A 17,105-nucleotide genomic window follows, 5' to 3' on the forward strand; every position below is an offset into this window, starting at 1 on the left:
CGCGCTGACGCACGGACCCACGCGCCGACCAAACAGTCGCCCGCGCCTCTCTCCTCCCTCCGCGTCCCTGCGCGCGTGGGAGCGGGATTGACGTTTCCTACTCTGTTGCTCTTGGAGTGGGCCACTTTCCCCCGTGCCGCCCGCCCCTTCTGCCGCCGCGCCCGCCTCCACCGCAAAACCCGACTGGCGGCCGCGCCTCCATTTCACCGCGCCGCACGGCTGGCTTAACGATCCCAACGGCCTCGTGCGCCTGCACGGCACGTGGCATCTCCATTACCAATTTCTCACCCCGCGCCACTGGGGCCACGCCACGAGCCGTGATTTGTTTCAATGGACGGATCAGCCGGTCGCCCTCGAACCCGATGCGCTCGGCGATTGTTGGTCCGGCGGCGCCGTGCATGACGCCGACAACTCCTCCGGCCTTTTCCCGGCCGGGTTTCGCGACGGCCTCGTCGCCATCTTTACGGCGCAAGATCCGCAGCGCGGTCAACGCATCTGTCTCGCGAGCAGCCGCGACCGCGGCGTCACTTGGCAACGCTTCCCGGGCAACCCGATCCTGCGCGGACCGACGGCCGGCTTTCGCGACCCAAAGGTCTTCTGGCACGCCCCCGCCGCGGCGTGGATCATGGTGCTGACCGAAAACGTTCACTTCACGCTTTTCTCCTCCACCAACCTCCGCGAATGGCGGGAAACCGGCCGCTTCACCCCGAATCTCCCGCCCGGCGCCAACGGCTACGATTGCCCGGATATCTTCCCGCTGCCCATCGAGGGCGAGCCGATGCGCGTGCGCTGGGTTTTTCTCGCAAGCTACCTCGCCAACGCGAACTTCGAAGGCGGCTTTGGCGCCTGCGGCCAGCGTTACTGGGTTGGCGATTTTGACGGCTGCACCTTCACGCCCGAATTTGGCGTCGATCCCTGGCTCCGCTTCGGCGACGGACCCGACGAATACGCCACCATCGTCTGGCCGCAGGACAGCGATGCGGCGACCGGACGCACGCTGCTCATCGGTTGGATGAACCACTGGGGCTACGCGCCTCAACTCCCCACGCAGCCCTGGCAGGGTTGCCTCACTCTTCCGCGCGAACTCCGGTTGCAGGCCCACGCCGGCGCCTGGCAGATCCGGCAATCACCGGCGCGCGAGCTCTGGCAGCAACCGCACGAGCACACGGCGCTTCCGCCCGCCATCCTCGCCGCTGGCGAGGCGCCGCTCCGTCTCGGCCGCGAGCTCTGCGGCGCGGTCGCGCTCGGCTTCTGTCCCGAGCCGGATTCGATCGCGGAACTCACCCTCTTCGCCGACGAACGCGTGGCCACTCGCGTCGGCTACGACGCGCGCCGGCGCTGTGTCTACTTCGACCGGCGCGACGCCGGTGCACCGGATTTTCATCCTTCGTTTCCGCTGCGACAGGAAGCCATCCTGCCCGCCGCCGGGCCCGATGGCCTCGTCGATCTCTTGGTGATTTTCGACCACTCGACGGTGGAAATTTTCGCGCACGACGGCGCGGTTTATCTCGCGGGTCAGACTTTGCCGCCCACGGGCGCTGCGGACACCTCGCTCCACGTGCTCGCCGGATCCGTTGCCTTCACCCGTCTCGAGCGCTGGGCCTTTCATCCGCCGGCGCATCGCGCCGCGTCGTAACGCCGGCGCGTGGCGCTAGCCACCAGCGGAAGAACCCCTTTCTCCCGCCACCTGGTGTCCGCAACAGGCGGCGCCTCGACCGCCCCGCTGACAATTTCCTAGCGTGCCCCTCGGTCGACCGCTATCACGCGCCGATGAAAGTGCTTGTGACCGGCGCGGCCGGCTTCGTCGGCTATCACGTGGCGCGCCGTCTCGCGGAGACCAAACGCTGCGAAGTGCTCGGCGTGGACAACCTCAGCGATTATTACGACGTCGCGCTGAAACGCGCCCGCCTCGCCGCGCTCGCGCAAGTCGCCGAACGCGTGCAACCGCCCGGCACCGGCACGGAAGCGAAGGCGTTCGAGACGTTTCGCTTTCTCCAAGCCGATTTCGCCGACGCCGAGAAATTCGCCGGCCTCGTCGCGCATTTTCGCCCCGACTACGTCGTCCATCTCGGCGCGCAACCCGGCGTCCGCCACTCGATGGAAAATCCCGCGGCCTACACGCGCGCCAATCTGGATGGTTTCGCCAGCGTGCTCGAAGCCTGCCGCCGCACGCCGCCCAAACACCTCGTGTTTGCCTCGTCGAGCAGTGTTTACGGCGCCGGCGCCAGACCGCCCTTCCGCGAAGCCGACAACACCGATCAACCCGTCTCCTACTACGGCGCCACGAAGAAAGCCAACGAGCTCATGGCGCACGCCTACGCGCTCAACCACGGCCTCAACGTCACCGGCCTGCGCTTCTTCACCGTTTACGGCCCATGGGGACGCCCCGACATGGCGCCGACCCTCTTCGCCCGTGCCATCTGCGAAGGCCGCCCGCTCCAGCTCTTTAACCACGGTAAAAACCTCCGCGATTTCACTTACATCGACGACATCGTCGACGGCGTCGTGAAAATCCTCCTCTACCCGCCCGCGACTCCGCCGACGCCGCCCGTGCGCCTTTTCAACCTCGGCCATCACCGGCCGGTCGAAACCGTCTTGTTTGTGCGCATGCTCGAGCAACTCCTCGGCCGCCCCGCCCAACTCGAACTCCTCCCGCCGCAACCCGGCGATATGTTCGAGACCTGTGCCGATCTCACGCGCATCACCGAAGCCATCGCGTTTGCGCCCAAGGTTTCTCTCGAAGACGGCCTCCGCCGTTTCACCGATTGGTTTCACGCCTACTATCAATTGTGATCTTTGCGAAAAGCCCCCGCCGCCTGGGCCCGCCAATGTCTCAGGCCTGATGATATAACGTTACCCGTTCGCCCGCGCCTTTTATGAAAACCGTCCTCCTCCTCGTGTGCTCCAACGTCTTCATGACGATCGCGTGGTATGGCCAGTTGAAGTTCAAATTCTTCGAGGGAAAACCGCTGATCACCATCATCGTCATCTCGTGGGCGGTCGCGTTCTTCGAATATTGCTTCATGATCCCCGCCAATCGTTCGGGCTACGCGAACGGCCTCACGGGCTATCAACTCAAAGTCATTCAGGAATGCGTCACGCTCTCCGTGTTCGCCGTCTTTGCGTGGGTGGTGCTGAAGGAGAAGGTCACGTGGAATTACGCCGTGAGCTTCCTCTTCCTCATCCTCGCGGTCTATTTCGCCACGGCGTTCAAGCCCGCCGCAACCCCCGTCAGCCACTAACCTCGCCGCCTCCGCGCTTGCGTCGCCCGGCAAACATTTCACCGTCGTTTTTTAACCCAACCGCCCATGTCCAAAGCCGCACCCGCCAAGACCGCTCCCAGCAATCTCCCCGCCACTCACGTCCGCGAAAAGAACGTCGATCTCGCGCTCTCGTCCATCACCAAGCAGTTCGGCGAAGGCTCGATCATGCGCCTCGGCTCGAATGCCCACATGAAGGTTGAGACGCTCACCACCGGCTCCCTCGCCGTTGATCTCGCGCTCGGCGTCGGCGGTCTGCCCAAGGGTCGCATCGTCGAAATCTACGGCCCGGAATCCTCCGGCAAAACCACCTTCTGTTTGAGCGTCATCGCCGAAGCCCAGAAAGCCGGCGGTCTCGCGGCCTTCATCGACGTCGAGCACGCGCTCGATCCCAAATACGCCCGCGTCGTCGGCGTGAACCTCGACGACCTTCTCGTTTCCCAACCCGATTCCGGCGAAGACGCACTCAACATCATGGAGACGCTCATCCGCTCCAACTCCATCGATGTCATCGTCCTCGATTCCGTCGCCGCCCTCACCACGCGCGCCGAACTCGACGGCCAGATGGGCGACATGACGATGGGCTCCCAGGCGCGCCTGATGTCGCAGGCGATGCGCCGCCTCACCGCCGTCGTCAGCAAGACCCAGTGCATCTGCATTTTCACGAACCAGATTCGTGAAAAAATCGGCGTGATGTTCGGCAACCCCGAGACCACCTCCGGTGGCCGCGCGTTGAAATTCTTCTCCAGCGTGCGCCTCGACATCCGCCGCAAGGACCAGATCAAGACCCCCGAAGGCAAAGTCGTCGGCAACCGCACCAAGATCAAAGTGGTGAAGAACAAAGTCGCCCCGCCGTTCACTGAGTGCGAATTCGACATTATGTATGACGAAGGCATCTCCGCCGTCGGCTCGCTCCTCGATCTCGGCCTCGAACATAAGATTCTCGAAAAGAAGGGCGCTTGGATTGCCTACGAAGGCAGCCTCGTCGGCCAAGGCCGCGACGCCGCGAAAACCGCGTTGAAAGAAAAGCCCGAACTCGCGGAAAAGCTGCGCAAAGCGATCCTCGAAAAAGTCACCGTCACCGGTGGCTCCGACGTCACGGGCGACGCCGCAGAGTAACCCTCCGCGCGCTCCTCTCGGTTCAAAGCGAAACCCGCCTCTCCCGGCGGGTTTCTTCGTTTGTGGCTGCACTCGCGCTCGCGACTACAGGTGGGCCGTGCGCTCCGCGCGCGGCTTTCGCGCCACGCCATTCGACCAAGCCACCGCGCGCGGAGCGCACGGTCCACCCAGCGCCGCGGCACCGAAATTTGTGCGACTTCACCGCGCTCTGTTTTCGCAGCGCAAACGTCCGCACCCCTCCCTGCAACATCGCACCACTTCCTCTCCACCCAGCGACGGCGCAAATTCGCCTTGTCTAATAATAATTAGACCCGAGGCTCACACCCGCCCGCGCATGTTTTTCTTTCCCCCATTCCGACGTCGGAGCCCCTCTTTTTCGTCCTCGCCGCATTTTGCCCCGCACCGGCGTCAACTCGCCTTCGCGGGACTCCTCCTCTTCGTCTTCGTCCTCCCGGCGCTTGCGTCCAGCCCGCCGCTGGTCCCCGGCGATTCCACCGGCACCGATCCCGGCGAGGCCATGTGGCGTGGCATCGTGATCCCTTACGGCGCGGAATTTCCGCGGCTGCCCGCCACCGCGAGCCTGCCCAACCCGCGCCTATACTTCACCGGCGCCGATCTCCCCAACCTTCGTGGCCGCGCGGACTTGCCCGGCGCCACACCGGTAAGCGATCCGCGCGGTTTCCTCGCCGACCGCTGGGCCAAGATCCTCGCGGATGCGAACAAGTGGCTCTCCGCAGATCCCGGCTCCGACGAAGACGACCGCGCCACCGCCACCAAAGCCCTCGGCTTCGCGTGGCAACTCACGCAAACCACCACCTACCGCGACCGCGCCATCCTGCTCCTCAAGTCAGCCTTCGCCTCAATCGATTCCGACGACAACCTCGTCGCGCACCAGCTCACCAACTACTCGGCGGCCTACGACTGGGTCGCCTCCGACGCTTCGCCCTCCGACCGCGACATTCTCGCCGCCCGGCTGAAACTCGGCGCCGATGCCGTCTATGGCTATTTGAAAACCGGTGCGCGCAGCCACAACCACCGCTCGAAGTCCGGCGCCGCTCTCGTGTCATGGTCCCTCGCCGTCGGCCCCTACACCAGCGGCACCACCAATTCCCAAACGTATTTCGACTACGCGATCGACCAGGGGCTCCGCCGCGTGTGGCGCTATATGTTCACGCCGGACGGCGTGTATCGCGATGGCGCCGGTTACTACTGGGTTTATCAAATTTTCCAAACCACGCCCGCGCTCTATCAACTCAAACGCGTGCTCGGGGTGGACCTCTTTCCCACGCTCCAACCCGCCTTCGAGTGGCAGTTGAAAACTTCCACGCTCCGCGGTTGGACGCCTCCGATCGAAGACGGCGCCTATAAACAACTCTGGCTCGTCAGCGTCGCCGGCGCTTACCGCGACACGCCCGCGCCGGCATTTCACGCCACCGCGAAACTCGGCGAACTTTTCCAATGGCGTTTCTTCAACACCGATAACGGTCCCGTGCGCTATCCGACCACGCGCAACGATTCCGATAGCTGGAACGGCGCGCCCGGCTCCGCCTATACCTGGCCCGACGAGTTCATTTTCTACGCACCCGACGTCGCCTCCATCGCGCCTGACAATGCGCGCTCCAGCTTCGATCTGGATGGTGGCGGTCAGGGCGGTCCGACGATTTTCCGCACCGATTGGGGCTTCCGGTCCACGGCGACGCGCTGGATGTATTTCGAAGGCACTCCGATGTCGAACAACCACGACCACGCCGACGCGCTTCAGGTCTTGTTCGATGCCCAGGACAACGTCCTGCTCTCCGACGACGGCTACGGGCCCAACAAATTTTCGGATCGCGCCGCCTGGGCTCCCGCCACGCAACACAACGTCGTCACGAAACTCGTCGGTGGCACCGACGTCGCCCTTGGCGATCCGTCGCCCTCGCGCAACGTCATCGACACGCCGTTCTTCCGCTGCGTCGAAAAGGAAGCCGGCTATGTCGATGCGCCGACGACCGATCGCCTCGCGCGCCTCGTCGCCCTCGCTGGCGGCGATTACCTCGTCGTGCTCGATCGCACCACCGCTCCCGCCGCGCGCGACTGGCGTTCGCGTTGGTTCGGTCGCGGCACGCTGACGGGCAGCGCGAACCGCTGGAAATGGACCACGCCCGCGAGTTCCAACTGGGGCGCCAACGCCGAGCTGCACGCGCTCTTTCTGCCGGGCGCGAGTGTCACCGCCACGAAGACCTCCAACACGTTCAATCCCTACCAAAGCACGCTCGAAAATCGGCCGTCCGTCACGCTCGCGAGCACCGGCGCCGAGGCCCTCGCGCTCGCCGTTTTTTCCCCTTCCGCGACCGGCAGCAACGACGACGCCACGCTCACCGACCTCGCGCCCGTCGACGGCACGCTCGGCGCGCAGGTCACCCACAACGGACGCACCGATCGCTGGCTCGCCGCCTCCGCCGCCACCGCGCTCGCGCAAGGCGACCTCACTGCGCAGGCGCGCCTCGCCTGGTGGCGGGCCGACGCCACGACCGGCGCCGTGCAACAATGCGCGCTCGTCGACGGCACCGAATTGCGCCGCAACGGCGCCCTCGTCGCCGCTGCCTCGCGTGCCGTCACCGCCGCCCTCGACCTCTCTTCCAGCGGCGCAACTCAAGTCGTCTTCGCCAACGACACCGCGTCCGCCGCCTTCACGCTCACGCTCGCCCGTCCAGCCGGTCTCAACGCCATGGCCACCTTCGCCGGCGCGAGCGTTTCCACCGCGATCGATTCCGCCACCGCGGTCGTGAGCCTGCCGGGCGGCGCCGGCACGCTCATCGTCAATTGGGTGACGCCGCCCGTCGCTCCGCTCTTGAGCATCCCGGGCGGCAATTTCTCCTCCGCCCAAACGGTCACCTTATCAACCCCAACGCCCGGCGCCGCGATTTACTATACGCTCGACGGCACCACACCGACCGCCTCCAACGGCCTGCTCTACTCCACACCCATCGCGATCACCACGACCGCCACGCTGCGCGCCATCGCCTCCACCGCCGCGGCCGGCGAGAGTGCGTTGGCTACGGCGACGTTCATCATTACGCCACCGACCCCGACCGCGCCCGGCCACATCACCAACCTCTCCATCCGCAGCCGCGTGGGCCCGGACGCCGCGACGCTCATTGTTGGTTTCGTGCTCAACAACGCGTCGCCGCAACGCGTGTTGCTGCGCGGGGTCGGACCCACGCTCGCCGACTACGGCGTCACCGGCGCCCTCGCAAATCCATCCCTTCGCCTGGTCCACGAAGGCATTACTCTTTCGTTCAACGACGACTGGGGCGGCAATAGTCAGATCGCCAGCGTGAGCGCGCAGGTCGGCGCTTTTCCGCTGCCCGATGCGAGCGCCGACGCCGCACTGGCGATCAATTTGTCGAGCGGCGCCTATTCCGCACTCCTCACCGGCGACAGCCTCACGAGCGGGATCGCGCTGGCGGAAATCTACGACGCGAGCGCCCCGCCGGCGCCGCAGTTGACCAACGTTTCCGCCCGCACCCAAGTCGGCGTTAATAACGATGTGCTGATCGCCGGCTTCGTGATCGACGGCGTCACCCCTGCGACCGTGCTCATTCGCGGCATCGGACCGACTCTGGCAACCTATGGTGTCACGGGCTCACTCGCCGACCCGCAGCTCACGTTATTTCGCAACGGCGCATTGATCGCCGCCAACGACGACTGGGGCGGCGACGCCACGCTCACCGCCACGTTCGCCCAAGTCGGGGCCTTCACCCTCGCGGCCGATTCGCGCGACGCCGCCTTGATCGCCACCCTCCCCCCAGGCGCATACACCGCACAAGTCGCCGGCGCCGACGGCACCACCGGCGTGGCGCTGGTGGAAGTTTACCTCGTGCCCGCGCCGTAACCTGCGAGACTGCGCGCCCGTGAACACTCCGGCGGTTGCGCTCTTTCAGTTCGATGCGTGGCAATGGACGCTGCTCGCCATTGGCGCGGTCCTGATGGGCGTTTCCAAGACGGGAGTCAGCGGCCTGAGCGTGCTGTTCGCCGGCCTTTTCGCCAGTCTCATGCCGGCAAAAGTCGCGAGCGGTTTTGCGCTCCCGCTTTTGATGCTCGGTGATTTCATCGCCGTCGCGTCCTATCGCCAGCACACGCGCTGGCAGCACCTCTGGCGCATGTTCCCCGCCACCGCGCTCGGCGTGATCGTCGGCTATTTCGCGATGTCGCGCATCACCGATCGCCAGGCGACGACACTCGTCGGCTCGATCATCTGCTCCCTCGTGGCGCTGCATGCATGGCGGCGCTGGCGGTTGAGTCGCGGCGAACTCGGTGAACACGGCTGGTGGTTTGCGGCCACGATCGGCGTGCTCGCCGGCTTCGCCACCTTGATCGCCAACGCCGCCGGCCCGCTGATGGCGATCTACTTCCTCGCGCTGCGCCTGCCGAAAATGGAATTCATGGGCACCGGCGCGACGTTTTATCTGCTGATGAATTTCTTCAAACTGCCGTTCATGATTCATCTCGGGCTGATCACGCCCGCCTCCCTTTCCGCCGCCATGTGGCTCACCCCCGCCGTGGTGGCCGGCACGCTCCTCGGACGCGTCATTCTTCAGCGCATCAACCAAAAGTGGTTCGAGTCGACGATCCTCGCGCTCGCCGTGCTGGCGGGCCTCAACGTGCTGCGGCAAGCGTGGCATTGACGCGCGCCGCCCCTTTTCAACGACATGTTCCAACGCGGAATCTCCACCCTCGGCTGCGCCGAGTTCACCCTGGCGCAAACGCTCGCGCTCGCGGCGCGCCATCGCCTCGACGCCGTCGAATTACGCGCGCTCGAAAACACGACCGATCTGCCCACGCTCTTCGCCGCGCGTCACGCTACGCCGGCGAAATTCGCCGCGGCGCTCACGGCAACCCCCGTGCGCGTAGTCGCGTTTGACACGTCATTCAAATTGATCGGCAGCAACGCCAGTGATCGCGAGGCGCTGCTGGCTTTCGTGCCGTGGGCGGAAGCCGCCGGCGTGCGTTGGCTGCGCGTGTTCGACGGCGGCCAAACCGCCGATAGAGCGGAGCTGGCGGAGGCGGTCGCGAATGTTCGCTGGTGGCAGAAATTGCGTCGCGCGAACGGTTGGAAAATCGACTTGATGGTGGAAACCCACGACGCGTTGACGACTACGCCCGCCATCCTGCGCTTCGTCGCCGCGGCCGCGGATTGCGGGATCTTGTGGGACGCCCACCATACGTGGAAAAAGGGTGGCGAGGATCCTGTCGCCACGTGGCGGGCGATCGCCTCGCACGTTGTCCACGTGCACGTCAAAGACAGCGTGGACCGCCCATCCGCGCGCCACCCGTTCACCTACGTGCTACCCGGTGACGGCGAGTTCCCCATCGCCCCACTCCTCACCGCCCTGCGCGCCGATTTTTCGGGCGTGGTGAGCCTCGAGTGGGAGCGCCTTTGGCATCCTTACCTGCCGCCGCTCGACGACGCGTTGACCGCCGCGGCTGCCCGACATTGGTGGTGAATCCCGCGAACCGCCGAGGAGCCGGCAGACGAAGCGCCGAGGTTTTTTTCTACCGGCGCCGTGCGCCAACGGCGGCACGACCGCTCACTGGCGTTGCGCCAGCGTGCTTTCGATGCGAGCGACCAACGCGAGATGGGGGTCGAGAAACCCGGGTTCCAGTTGCTTCAACTGCTCGCCCGTCCACGTCTTCGGATCCGCGTTATACGGCCGCAGGTAATCGAGCGCTTTTTTCAAACTGCCGCCATTCGGCGCCTCGTAGTGCCAAAGGTCCACGCCGACCTGCGCAGCGAGCAGCGCGACCCCGAGTTGTGCTTCGAGATTGAAGGCGCTGTAGCCGAGGCTGTCCGCCCGCGCGAGTTCGAGCGGCTGCCGGCCATCGGGCTTGATCTGCTTCGCGATTCGCGCGCGATCCGTTTCGGCGAGTTTGCGGGCCTCGGTGTCGCGCCCAAGGTAGCGGTTGAACACCAAGCGCTGCTGCAGATACCACGAGCCGTGATTGTTGGGCGCCTTGGCCTCGGCCTTGCCTTGCGCGCTCGTGACAAACCACTGGAGATAGTCAGCGAACCACTGGTGCACCGCGCGGTCGTCGCTGGCGGAAAGCGCCGGCGAGCCTTCAAGCAGGCGCAGCGCATCGACCACGCGGATGAACGCGCGCCCATCGATCAAGCCAAACGACGACCCGCGGTTGCCGTCCCGCCCAAGTCGGATTTGGGCATACGAAAAATTCGGGTTCATGCGCGTCGCCGGCGTGACGAACCACGCCCGCAACCAATCGCCGGCGCGCGTCGCGCAATCCGCGCGGTGGAGTTCCGCCCAGCCGAGCGCGAGGGTCTCGACGCTGTTGACCATGCGGTTGAACCGTTCCGTATCGGAAAACTTGAGCTGCTCGCGGTTGTGATGCCCATCGCGACGGATGAACGGCAAGCCGTCCACTTTCGTCGGATCCGGCCACCAATAGCGACCGTAGCTGACGTAGTCGTGTGGATCGCCCGTCGGCGAAGGCCGTGTCTTTTCCACCACGGTGACCACGGGAGCCGCGATCGCTTTGGGGCAAGCTGCTTCAAGCTTGGCCGTTGGGTGTTCGGCGAGATCGAGGATGTAGGGCTCCGCCGCGCGCAACGTCGATGAAACCAAGAGCAAGCCGGTGGCGAACGCCGGAACAAAACCGAAGCGGACGAAAGGCATAATATGATCAGACTTTAAACGAAAGCACTCACCGCCTGCACGATCACGCTGCGCGCCGACGGCGCCACAACGCAAAGGCGACACCGAGCACGCCGAAAATGGCTGCCGTCGTCGCCGGCTCCGGCACCGCGGTGTATTGAATCTTCACTTGCGACAAAGTCATGCTATCCGTCGTGCTGCTCGTCGCGTAAATGGCAAACGTATCGAAACTGAAGCTGGGCGAGGTATCGACAGCACTGATCGTATAATTTGTGAGACTGCCGCCAGTCAGGAGGAACGAGGTGGTCAGCTCCGCACTCCCGGTCCGGCTGAAAGACATCTCGCCCGTATAGGTAGTGCCGGTTGCCAGGGCCTGATTGGGACTCGCCGAAGAACCAAGCTGCGTGTAAGCGGCAATACCGGCGATGAACGCTTGATTTGTCGTGCTGGTGCGCTCGTAAAGGCGCAGGCCGTTGCTGCCGCTTCCCCCGGAGTTCAACGTCGCGATGTAGCCCGTGTAATTGTCGAAAAGTGCGCCCACGCTGGTGCCGCCGGCACTGTCTGCCGTAATCCGCGTTCCTGCCGTGCTGTCGAATAGACCGATCCGAAAATTGTTGGAGCCGTCAGCCAAGGCCGTGGTGCGGTCGAATTGAATTTTGAAAGTGACCGTCATCGTGTCGCCAATGCCCAGAGATACCGGGCTTCCGTCCGCCGTAAAGTAGCCCAGCAAGTGGCGCCCGGAAGAACCGGTCGCCAGTGTGATGGAGGTGTCTGCTGTATAGGTGACCGAGGAGCCTCCGCCGGAGGAGAACCACTCTGCAGAATTTGGCGGTGCGAGCGTCGTGCGCGCGCCGGACGCGAACGTCTCATCAAGAATCGTTACGGTTTGAGCGGTGGCTCCAACCGCGGACATTACCAGAGCAAAGAACAGACGTGGGCGCGGGGATTTCATGGGGGGCACGTTTCTTACAGTGAGGAAGATAAAAAATGGCAATCCGGAATCTAATAATTATTATCGCTGGTGCGACGGCCCTTCCGGCAGAAGCTTTTGTTCCTGCAAGAATCCCCGGATCAACGTCCGCGCCTTGTCTTTCCACTCCGGGAGTTGCGACGAGAAATTATGGTCGCCACCGGGCACCGTCACGAGCTGGCACGTGTTGCCCGCGCCGACGAGCTTCGCGTGCAACGCTTCGGCCTGCGCGTAGGGCACCGTGTGATCCGCGTTGCCGTGAAACACGATCATCGGCGGCATTTGCGCATCGAGCTGGTCCACCGGCGACAGCGCGACCGCGTCTTCTCCGAACCGCTTCGGCGTGTAGCCCAAACCGTCCGGCGCCGTGTCGGAGACCGCACTCATCAGGATCAACGCCCGCGGTTTGATCGTCGGCGCTTCTGCCGGGTCGGAGCCCGGCGGCGTGTGCGTGATCGCCGTCCACAGCGCGACGTGGCCACCCGCAGAACTCCCGCCGACAACGATTTTCGTCGGATCGAGCCCAAGTTCTTCCGCATGATCTTCCACCCAACGCAACGCCGCCCGGCCATCGGCGACCGAGGCCAGGGGTGAGGTGCCGAAACGGTTTTTCGTCCGGTAGTCGGGCGCGATGCCGACGAAGCCAACGCTGGCCGCATAACGCGCCCATCCGGCGGCGTGGTCGGGGCCGCCGTGCGTCCAACCGCCGCCAAAAAAGAATACCAAAGCGGGTCGCCGATCGGTGGGGGACCATCCTTTCGGTTTGAAAACGAACAGGCGGAGCGCATCCGGCTCCAGCGCACGATAGACAAACGCCTCCGCTCCCGGCAGCGCGGTCAACGTCTTCTCCGTTGCGGCCGATTTTTTCGCCCCTGCTTTTGTCGCGCCCGGCGCTTTCGCCGGCGCCGCGTTGGCGGACTTCTGATGCGACGCCGCGGCGGTGGCGGGTGGCGAGACGCTGGCCCCGCGGGCTTCGCTGGCCCCGCTATTGGCCACCCCGCCGGCGTTGGTTGGGCGCGCCGAGTGCCAGATTTCGCGGCCTCCCACTTTCAGCGTCGTCGCTTCGAGGACACTGAACGCGAGCACCCGCCCGCTCAGATCGCGGCGCACGAGCGCGAATGCCCCGTCTGTCTCCACGTCGCCCACCGTGATTGGTTTCCCGCCGACCGGCTGCGCCGCCACGAGGCACGCGTGATCGGGAGTCGTAATCGTCAGCGCGGAAACATCCCCACGACTTTCGTCGCGCACCTCGAAAGGTTTTCCACCTGCGGGACGCGGTTGGAGAAGCGTCAACCATGCTGTGTGCTGCGCGGTGCGGCTCGTTTCGAGATACGGAAACGCGGCGTAGTCGCCTTTGATGTAAGTGAGCTCACCCGACTTTTCTGCGATGGTCGCCTGCGGTGCCGCGATCCACGAGTGCAGGACCGCTGTCCGACCATACCGATCGTCTTGGTAACTCCAGGAGCGCCGGGCGCCGTCAATCGTGAGTTGTCCGCGCCCGCCATGCAGGTAGGACGCAATGCGCCCTGTGTGCGTCGCGTTCACCCGGTCGCTGACAATATAGTAGTCGCCAGCGACCCAAAAGATGGCGCGCTTCCAATCCCCGTTTTTTCCAAAGAACGCCTGCTTCTCTTCGCCGACCAGACCCGGTCGATTCACGCGAAACAGCGAGGGTGGCGTCTGGCTCGGCGCAGCGTCGGTCGCCGGCTGGTTGTCCAGCGTGAGCGTGTTGTGCGCGGCGGCGGTGACATACCACTGCATGCGTTCTCCGCCGGTATAGGTGCCCCGTGAGTAACCGGAATCCGAGCACATCATCTGGTCGGCGGCCTCCAGGATAAAGCTCAGATGATCGTCGTGCTCGTGGTTGTCGCCGTTGGCGACTCCGTGAAACAGCAGGTAACGCTGATTCGCGCCGTGGCTCACCCACGCGTCGCGGAAATAGGTCTGCCCGCCCGTCAGAAACACATTCGGATCCGCATCCGGCGGCGTTGGCACGATCGTCGGGTCGTGCGTGAGCAATTCATCGATCTCCAAGGGATAATCCCAGCTCGCGCCCGTATAGTTGAAGCCGCTGTCTGCGCGTTCTTTTTCAAACGGTGCGAGGTCCGCGCTTTCGTAGCTCCACTGCAACACGGCACCGAGTTTCGCCGTCGAACTCAGAGCAGTCGACGCGTCGCGGTAAGCCACCGCCGCGAGATGAGTCGGCGTGGGGCGCAGATAGGAATCTGCGATATTCGGCAGCCACCCGCGGCTGTTGCGCGCCTCGACCATCGCTTCAAACACCGGCTGAAACGCCGTGAATCCATCGACGCCCGACACGTTGCGATAGTGATAGAGAAACGGCAGGAAGTTGGTGAGCGAGAAGATGAGGTAGTGGCTGCCTTCGCGGTAGATTCCGTCGCCGCTGAAGAAGTAACGCGTGTTGCGATTCGTCGCCTCGATCGCGCGCCCGAGCCAGGCGAGCGCCTGCGGTTCGGCGGACAAGGTGAGCGCCATCGAACCCAGGCCCCACGCCGGTTTGGAGAGATGGTTGTGCGGACTTTTCGGCGACCACACGTAGAGGTTGTCGTAAACGCACTGCGCCTCGCGCGCGAGGCGGGCGCGAATGACCTTATCCTGCTCCGGCGTGAGGCTCGGCTGCACGCAGTCATAGGCGTGCGCGTAGTTCTGGAGCCACGCCGCACGATAGATCTCATCCACGGGGCTGCCTTGCACACTTGAATCGAGGTCGAAGATCGGCCCGTCATAAGCGCGCGAGAGCAATTCGATCGCGCGTTGCCGATGCGCCGCCTGGGCCGCGGGATCGTCGACCAGCAACGCCACCAGCGCATGCGCGCGGGCGGCCATCGACATCGCACCGTAGTATTCGTGAATTCTTTTCGTCTCGTCACCCGCCACGGGAGCCGGAGGCGGCGAGACGGTCAGATCGGCGCGGTGCAAGACGGCCGCCCAACGCGTGCGCATGAAATCGTCCGCGTTGAGTCGCGCCTTCAGGGCGGGAAGATCGGCGGTACGAAACCACAACGAAGGATGTGTCTCCCGCGCCGGCAAACGCGGCTCGGCCGGAATCGCGAAGCCCGTGTAACGCGTATAATAATCCGCCGCGACCTTGGGCCGCGCGGACGCGCTCCAGGCGAGCGCACAAGAGGTAATCAGGACGAGGGATCGACGCAGGTTCATCACGAAAGAGCAGGCAGCGACCAGTGTGAAATGCGCCAGTCGCCGAGCGCGGGATGGCGCAACGCCCAGCGACCGGCCGCCAGCGAAACCACCGTCCACGGCGCGGCCTCGGCGCGCTGGTCGCCGGTCCACACCAACGCGGCAAGCCAGCCGGAGCCTCCGCCGCGCGGCGCGCGGGCGACCGGCGTTACGTGATACGGCGCGCTGATATGCGCACGCTGTTGGCGGTCGTCACGGCGCTCGTCCCATTCCGCTGCGGTAAAGCCGTGCAGCGGCTGCAGCGCCGTGCCGCGCCCATCGGCCGCGAAGGCGGATTGCGTCAGCGAAGGCTCCCCCGTGGGTGCGATTTCGCGCGCCTGCGCGGCATCGAGCGGCAACGCATAACCGCCGAGGCGAAACACCACGGGCTGTTGCGCGGTGTAGGTGTGCAGTTGCAGCAACCACCCCGCGCGCCACCACACACCGCTCTCGACGGTCGTGTTGATCTGACCGCTCTTCACCCCGAGGTTGTAACTGAAATAAACATGCGCGTCGTCCATCTCGATGGCGACGGTCGAGTGGCGGCCGATGATGCGGCCGTCGTCGAGCTGCGTCGTGAGCGCGTTATCCAGCGACCAATGGGTCGCCGCGGGGAACGCGAGCGTGAACCCGGTGCCGGTGCGATACGCAAACTTGCTCCATTTCCACGCGCCGAAGCGGAGGTTGAGGTTCGAAATCTGCGAGCCCGCGTTGACGATCTCGACCGCCCCCGCCGTGCTGCGCACGACGAGGCCAGCCGGCCGGATCACGCGCGCATAGTCGCTGCGCTCGGACAACAACAGCTCCTCTGGCGCGTGCCAGAACGCGTGTTGCGGCGGGAGCAGCAGCGCCGCGAATCCTTTCGCCGCCCAATACGGTGAAGCCGCGCACGAGTAAGATTCGGCCAGCGCGGGAAACGCGTCCGTCCAGCCGAGCGACAGGCAGCCCTGTTCTTGCTGGATCGGCCGCGAGAGAAAGAAGTCGAGGTTGCGCGTGCTCAACCGGCGCAGCCGCCCCGGCGGCAGATCGCAGCAGTCTTCGAGCAGCGCGAGACCGAAGACGTTGAGACAGTTGAAACGGTACGTGATCGACCGCCCGAACGCCGGATGCTCGCCGCTCGCGGCGAAAAAGTGTTCGTAGTCGCGCACGAATTCGCGCGCCCATTCGCGCCAGCGTTGCGCGCGCGCCGGATCGCGTGCGCCGTGCAACCGCGCCCACCACAAACCGTAGAAGTGAAACGCGTAGGCGTTGTAGTGATCGTAGGCCTGATTGATGCCGTCTTCGAACCACCCTCCGCCGCGGTGCATGCCTTCGAGGCGGGTCAAAAATTCGTCCACGATCACCTCGTCGGCGCGTCGTCCATAGCCGTGCTGCCGGAGAAACTCCAGAATGTGCACGCCCATGAAGTAATGGTTGTTGTTGACGATGCCGTTGCCGCGCGCCGTGCCAAACCACCGCGCAACCTGATCGCGCACCTCGGGCGAAAGCGGCTCCCAGAGCTGCGCCGGGGCGATCTGCAGCGCGATCGCGACGAGGCCGATTTCGACGTGGTGCTGATGGTAATTGGCGTCAGGCCCCCAGTAGTGCGCACCGCCCACGTCGGTGCCGGCCGCGAGTCCGCCACGAAACCATGCGGCGAGTTTTTCGCGCAACGCGTGGTCCTCCGCTCGCGGAGCCGATTGCAGCCAGTGGGCGGCGAGCAGGAGCGGGCGCGCGAACGATTCGAGCCGGTCCGCCGCCGCGTCGTGATCGCTCGCCGGACCCGCGATCGCCAGGCTCGCTTCACCCGGATGCATCAAGGCGGCGAGGGGCTCGATCAACCGCCGGGCGGCGTCCTGCCAATGGAGATAAGCGGGCGGCAGATTCATCGTGTGCGGCGGGCGGGGCGTCGTGACAGGCATGCGA

The 17,105-nt window shown here is 65.0% G+C and carries 11 protein-coding genes; 7 read left to right on the plus strand and 4 right to left on the minus strand.

All coding sequences use genetic code 11. From position 1 onward, the window contains the following. The first annotated feature begins 133 nt into the window (after positions 1-133). The 7 genes from K0B96_RS16930 (at position 134) to K0B96_RS16960 (ending at position 9,868) form a co-directional block, all read left to right on the plus strand. Complete coding sequence (locus tag K0B96_RS16930; RefSeq protein WP_220162208.1) at positions 134-1,636, plus strand: glycoside hydrolase family 32 protein; 1,503 nt, start codon at positions 134-136, stop codon at positions 1,634-1,636. Positions 1,637-1,770: 134 nt separating this feature from the next. Then, entirely contained in the window at positions 1,771-2,793 is a 1,023-nt protein-coding gene (locus K0B96_RS16935) for an NAD-dependent epimerase/dehydratase family protein (protein WP_220162209.1), read from the plus strand. A gap of 83 nt (positions 2,794-2,876) precedes the next feature. After that, positions 2,877-3,242, plus strand: a complete 366-nt coding sequence (locus K0B96_RS16940; protein WP_220162211.1) for a DMT family protein — start codon at positions 2,877-2,879, stop codon at positions 3,240-3,242. A 66-nt stretch (positions 3,243-3,308) separates the two neighbouring features. Beyond that, on the plus strand, positions 3,309-4,379 hold the full coding sequence (gene recA, locus K0B96_RS16945) for a recombinase RecA (protein ID WP_220162213.1): 1,071 nt from the start codon (positions 3,309-3,311) through the stop codon (positions 4,377-4,379). Between the two features lie 334 nt (positions 4,380-4,713). Further along, positions 4,714-8,256, plus strand: coding sequence for a chitobiase/beta-hexosaminidase C-terminal domain-containing protein (locus tag K0B96_RS16950; protein WP_220162215.1), 3,543 nt, complete (start codon positions 4,714-4,716; stop codon positions 8,254-8,256). A gap of 19 nt (positions 8,257-8,275) precedes the next feature. Next, entirely contained in the window at positions 8,276-9,049 is a 774-nt protein-coding gene (locus tag K0B96_RS16955) for a sulfite exporter TauE/SafE family protein (protein WP_255558755.1), read from the plus strand. A 24-nt stretch (positions 9,050-9,073) separates the two neighbouring features. After that, positions 9,074-9,868 carry a sugar phosphate isomerase/epimerase family protein gene (locus tag K0B96_RS16960; RefSeq protein ID WP_220162217.1) on the plus strand — a complete coding sequence of 265 codons (795 nt, stop codon included), beginning with the start codon at positions 9,074-9,076 and terminating at the stop codon, positions 9,866-9,868. Between the two features lie 84 nt (positions 9,869-9,952). On the opposite strand, the gene K0B96_RS16965 is transcribed toward K0B96_RS16960, so the two are convergent. The 4 genes from K0B96_RS16965 to K0B96_RS16980 are packed head-to-tail and all read right to left on the minus strand — an operon-like array spanning position 9,953 to position 17,101. After that, on the minus strand, positions 9,953-11,053 hold the full coding sequence (locus tag K0B96_RS16965; RefSeq protein ID WP_220162219.1) for an alginate lyase family protein: 1,101 nt from the start codon (positions 11,051-11,053) through the stop codon (positions 9,953-9,955). 43 nt (positions 11,054-11,096) lie between these two features. Further along, a complete protein-coding gene (locus K0B96_RS16970; RefSeq protein WP_220162221.1) occupies positions 11,097-11,984 on the minus strand; it encodes a PEP-CTERM sorting domain-containing protein in 888 nt (295 codons plus the stop codon). A 60-nt stretch (positions 11,985-12,044) separates the two neighbouring features. Then, the gene (locus K0B96_RS16975; RefSeq protein ID WP_220162223.1) at positions 12,045-15,182 is read right to left on the minus strand and encodes an alpha/beta hydrolase fold domain-containing protein; all 3,138 of its coding nucleotides are present in this window, start codon (positions 15,180-15,182) and stop codon (positions 12,045-12,047) included. Then, complete coding sequence (locus K0B96_RS16980) at positions 15,182-17,101, minus strand: DUF2264 domain-containing protein (protein WP_220162225.1); 1,920 nt, start codon at positions 17,099-17,101, stop codon at positions 15,182-15,184. Before K0B96_RS16980 ends, K0B96_RS16975 begins: the two co-directional genes overlap by 1 nt. Positions 17,102-17,105: the final 4 nt, after the last annotated feature.

Origin of the sequence: Horticoccus luteus, from assembly GCF_019464535.1 — a bacterium.
In the GTDB taxonomy this organism is placed as follows: Bacteria; Verrucomicrobiota; Verrucomicrobiia; order Opitutales; family Opitutaceae; genus Horticoccus; species Horticoccus luteus.

What these genes read in the sequence shown, in the direction of transcription:
- K0B96_RS16935 (WP_220162209.1), top strand. Translation starts at nt 1,771, where the DNA reads ATGAAAGTGCTTGTGACCGGCGCGGCCGGCTTCGTCGGCTATCACGTG.
- K0B96_RS16940 (WP_220162211.1), top strand. Translation starts at nt 2,877, where the DNA reads ATGAAAACCGTCCTCCTCCTCGTGTGCTCCAACGTCTTCATGACGATC.
- recA (WP_220162213.1), top strand. Translation starts at nt 3,309, where the DNA reads ATGTCCAAAGCCGCACCCGCCAAGACCGCTCCCAGCAATCTCCCCGCC.
- K0B96_RS16950 (WP_220162215.1), top strand. Translation starts at nt 4,714, where the DNA reads ATGTTTTTCTTTCCCCCATTCCGACGTCGGAGCCCCTCTTTTTCGTCC.
- K0B96_RS16960 (WP_220162217.1), top strand. Translation starts at nt 9,074, where the DNA reads ATGTTCCAACGCGGAATCTCCACCCTCGGCTGCGCCGAGTTCACCCTG.
- K0B96_RS16965 (WP_220162219.1), bottom strand. Translation starts at nt 11,053, where the DNA reads ATGCCTTTCGTCCGCTTCGGTTTTGTTCCGGCGTTCGCCACCGGCTTG.
- K0B96_RS16970 (WP_220162221.1), bottom strand. Translation starts at nt 11,984, where the DNA reads ATGAAATCCCCGCGCCCACGTCTGTTCTTTGCTCTGGTAATGTCCGCG.
- K0B96_RS16975 (WP_220162223.1), bottom strand. Translation starts at nt 15,182, where the DNA reads ATGAACCTGCGTCGATCCCTCGTCCTGATTACCTCTTGTGCGCTCGCC.
- K0B96_RS16980 (WP_220162225.1), bottom strand. Translation starts at nt 17,101, where the DNA reads ATGCCTGTCACGACGCCCCGCCCGCCGCACACGATGAATCTGCCGCCC.